Here is a 3,928-nt window from a genome sequence, read left to right as displayed (position 1 = left end):
ATGGTGGCCTTCGACAAGGACGGTTCCGGTAGGGCTAATTTCGGCTTCAGGCATGGTATTTTCTCTAAGGCGCCGCATGAGGACGGAAGTCCTGCGGTCTACGAAGCGTTTCGTCAACCGCTCATGCAGCGCATCCGACAATCTGTCTTCGATTTCGCGCGTCTTTTCCTGCCAGTGTGCCTGATCGGCCAGCCAGCCGGGCCGGTTCGACACGAATGTCCAGGTGCGGATCTGGGCTATGCGATGCGACAGCGTGTCAATGTCGCCCTCGGTGGTGTCGGCGCGGCGCACCTGCTCGGCCATGTAATTCTCGTTGACATGGCCGTGGCGTGCGAGGTCCGTGTAGATCGAGGCAATGAGGTCGGCATGCTGCGCCGGCGCGATCCTGCGGTAGTCGGGCAGCGCGCAGGCTTCCCACAGCAGCGCCACGCGCTTGGCATTGGTGGTGAGCGCGCGGATGTCTTCGTCGCGCGACAGATGCTCGAGCGCCTGTGCGTCGACGGCAGGCAATGCCCGCGTCAGTCCCTCGACCGGAGCGTTGGTCTCGATCGAGCGCTTCAGCGCGTCGAGGCTGGCAAAGTCGAAATGCGCGGTGCGCCACTGCAGCACCTTCACCGGATCGAAATCGTGGCCTTCGATCTTCTTGATCAGCTCTTCGTCGAGCGGGTCGACCTGGCCGGTGACACCGAACGTGCCGTCGCGCAGATGCCGGCCGGCGCGGCCGGCGATCTGGCCGAGCTCGGCCGCGGTCAGGTTGCGGTACTGGAAGCCATCGAACTTGCGGTTCTGGGCGAAGGCGACGTGGTCGAGATCGAGATTGAGACCCATGCCGATGGCGTCGGTGGCGATGAGGTAGTCGACATCGCCGGACTGGAATAGCGCCACCTGGGCGTTGCGGGTGCGCGGCGAGAGCGCGCCGAGCACGACGGCGGCACCGCCCTGCTGGCGGCGGATCAACTCGGCGATGGCGTAGACCTCGTCGGCGGAGAAGGCGACGATTGCCGTGCGCCGCGGCAGGCGGGTCAGCTTCTTGGAGCCGGCATAGGCAAGATGCGACAGCCTCGGCCGCGTCACCACCGAGACACCCCTCAGCAGGCGCTGCAGGATACCGTGCATGGTGGCGGCACCCAGTAGCAGCGTCTCCTGGCGGCCGCGCAGGTGCAGGATGCGATCGGTGAAGATGTGGCCGCGCTCGAGGTCACCGGCGAGCTGCACCTCGTCGATGGCGACAAAGGCGGCGTCGGTCTCGCGCGGCATGGCCTCGACGGTGCAGACCGAATATCTGGCGCCCGGCGGCTGGATCTTTTCCTCGCCCGTGATCAGCGCGACCTTGTGGGCGCCAACCTTTTCGCAGACGCGGGCGTAGACCTCGCGCGCCAGAAGCCTGAGCGGCAGGCCGATGATCCCACTCTCATGCGCTACCATGCGCTCGATGGCGAGATGGGTCTTGCCGGTGTTGGTGGGCCCGAGCACGGCGGTCACGTCGCGGCCCGACAGGATCAGCGGCTCTGTGTGTTTGGGCTGGATGTTCATCAACCTAGAATAAGGCTTCCGGGATCTGGAAATAAGGCTTCTGGCCTCTGGTTGTCGGGAGCGCTGCCTCAAATGGCGCGTATGACAGGCGACACATAGGGATTTCGGGCGCGAAGCGAAAGCGGAATGTTCCGCCGGCGGCGAGAAGGTGGTTTTGTCAAGCTTCCAATCGGCTGCGGATTAACGGATAGAACGAGTCTGGAACGAATCGGCGACGAATCAGTGACTCCTGCAGATTCAGCTTTTGTTCACGGCTACATGTGGATTTCGCGGCCGCGAGTCGCACCACATGCTGAATCGCTGAACTGGCCCGTTTCATGCTAAGAGGGGTGTTGCCGTTAACCTTTGCCTGGAAACAATCACGGTGGCTAGGCGCGCCTCGACCAACATGATGAAATTGTTGATCTTTCTTAACCTGCGTTAAGCAGTTGGGCAGGCGATTCCGGCTGTCGTCGTTAACGTTCGGCTCATAGCCGGAACGAATCAGCGACGAATCAGCGATGGCGTGATTTTCCTGATTTGTTCACCCCAATATCTTGTGTTGTGAACAGCTTATCCACCGAGAATCCACAGGTTACGAAGCAGCTTTCGCACAGGGCGGCGGGTGGCTGTTAACCTCCGCGTGCTGCTTCGGCACAGATTGGTTGCATGCTTTGGCTAGGTGCAGCCGCTGCATGTTGACGGGTCCGGCCGGACCGCTGGTTCAGGCCGTGTCCTCTCCAGTGGCATAGCGTTGCAGCGCAGGGCCGACGTTCCGGATGATCTCGTCGTGTGACAGAGCGACGACGGGCGGTAGCCGCAGCACATATCGGCACATCGCCAAACCCAGCAACTGGCTCGAAATGAGCCCGGCCCTTCGACCGGCGTCGGCGAGATCGCCGACCGCCGCAACCACCGGCCTCACCTGGTTGGCGAATATCTCGCGCATTTTTTCGGCGGCGAATTCGTTCGACGCCGCGGAACGCAGCAGAATTGCCATGCCGGGTCCGCTGGCCGGGCCTTCCCAGACTTCGAGAAACCGCCTGATCAAAGTTTCGCCGACGGTGGCCGGGTCGATCACCCGAAGTGCCGGCAGTTGCAGGTCGACGAGTGCCGCCCGGGCGAACAATTCGTCCTTGCTGTGGAAATAGCGGATCACCATGGCCGGATCGATCGAGGCGCGGGTCCCGACATCGCGGATCGACGCGCCGTCATAGCCGTGCTCGGCAAACAGATCTCTGGCGGCATCCAGGATTTGCCCTCGGGTGCGATCCGACTTGCTCGGCTTTTTCGAATGATTCGTGCTCATGAAAATCAAATATCAACGAGCGTTGACAAACTCAAGCACCCAAGATAAAAGTCACCAATCGTTGACAAATGGAGAGAGAAAATGCTGCCTGATACCACCGAAGTCCTGGTCATAGGCGCCGGCCCGACCGGCCTGGCGCTGTCCATTGCCCTGCATCAGGCAGGCGTCGATCACGTCGTGGTCGACCGCCTCGCCGAAGGCCTCAACACCTCACGTGCCGGAGTGATCCACGCGCAGACGCTGGAGACACTCGAGCCGCTTGGCGTTACGGGGCGGCTGGTCGAACTCGGCCTGAAGCTTGACAACTTCGCCATACGTGATCGCGACCGGGTCCTAATCAACCTCGATTTCTCGGGCCTGCCCTCGGCGTATCCCTACGTGCTGATGATTCCGCAGAACCTAACCGAGAAGGTCCTCACTGAGCGCATCGCTGGGTTGGGCGGTGTCGTCCATCGCGGCGTCGAGGCGAAGGAGGTATTGCAGGGGGTCGATGGCGCACACGTCACGGTCGTCCAGAATGGTCGCGAAAAGACGATCTCGGCGCGTTACGTCGTCGGTGCGGACGGCATGCACAGCGTGGTACGCGAGGCCGCCGGCATAGGCTTCGATGGCGAGGCCTATGCAGGGTCTTTTGTACTCGCCGACGTGCGCCTTGATTGGCCGCTCGGGCCAACGGAGGTGTCGCTGCTGTTCTCCCCGGCCGGACTGGTCGTCGTCGCGCCACTGCCGGACGGATCATATCGCATCGTAGCGACCATGGATGAGGCGCCTGAGCGGCCTGGCATTGCCGACATACAGGCGCTGCTCGACAGTCGCGGCCCGTCGGCCAGCCCGGCGCAGGTGCTCGACCTGACCTGGAGTACACGGTTCCGCGTGCATCACCGCCTTGCCAAGTCCTACCGCCAGGGGCACCTGTTTGTCATGGGCGACGCCGCCCATGTGCACAGCCCAGCCGGCGGCCAAGGCATGAACACCGGCCTGATCGATGCCGTGGTGCTGGGAGAACTGCTCGGCGACGTGATCAACGGTGTCCGCCCGGAAAGCGAACTCGACCTCTACGAGACGCTTCGGCGTCCCGCGGCACAAGAGGTGATCGAACTGGCGGGC

3 protein-coding genes are annotated in these 3,928 nt (G+C 62.7%); 1 reads left to right on the top strand and 2 read right to left on the bottom strand.

The features are described from left to right. Both EN750_RS22490 and EN750_RS22485 read right to left on the bottom strand, forming a co-directional pair. A partial coding sequence (locus tag EN750_RS22490; protein WP_281062314.1) for a helicase-related protein occupies nt 1-1,533 on the bottom strand: 1,533 nt, incomplete at its 3' end. A gap of 703 nt (nt 1,534-2,236) precedes the next feature. Next, nucleotides 2,237-2,821 carry a TetR family transcriptional regulator gene (locus EN750_RS22485; RefSeq protein ID WP_127397678.1) on the bottom strand — a complete coding sequence of 195 codons (585 nt, stop codon included), beginning with the start codon at nt 2,819-2,821 and terminating at the stop codon, nt 2,237-2,239. An 81-nt stretch (nt 2,822-2,902) separates the two neighbouring features. Between EN750_RS22485 and EN750_RS22480 the strand changes: the two genes are divergently transcribed. Then, a partial coding sequence (locus EN750_RS22480; RefSeq protein WP_127397677.1) for an FAD-dependent monooxygenase occupies nt 2,903-3,928 on the top strand: 1,026 nt, incomplete at its 3' end.

The sequence above is a fragment of the Mesorhizobium sp. M7A.F.Ca.ET.027.03.2.1 genome (assembly GCF_003999175.1).
In the GTDB taxonomy this organism is placed as follows: domain Bacteria; phylum Pseudomonadota; class Alphaproteobacteria; order Rhizobiales; family Rhizobiaceae; genus Mesorhizobium.
This window is presented reverse-complemented; position numbering and strand designations above follow the sequence as displayed.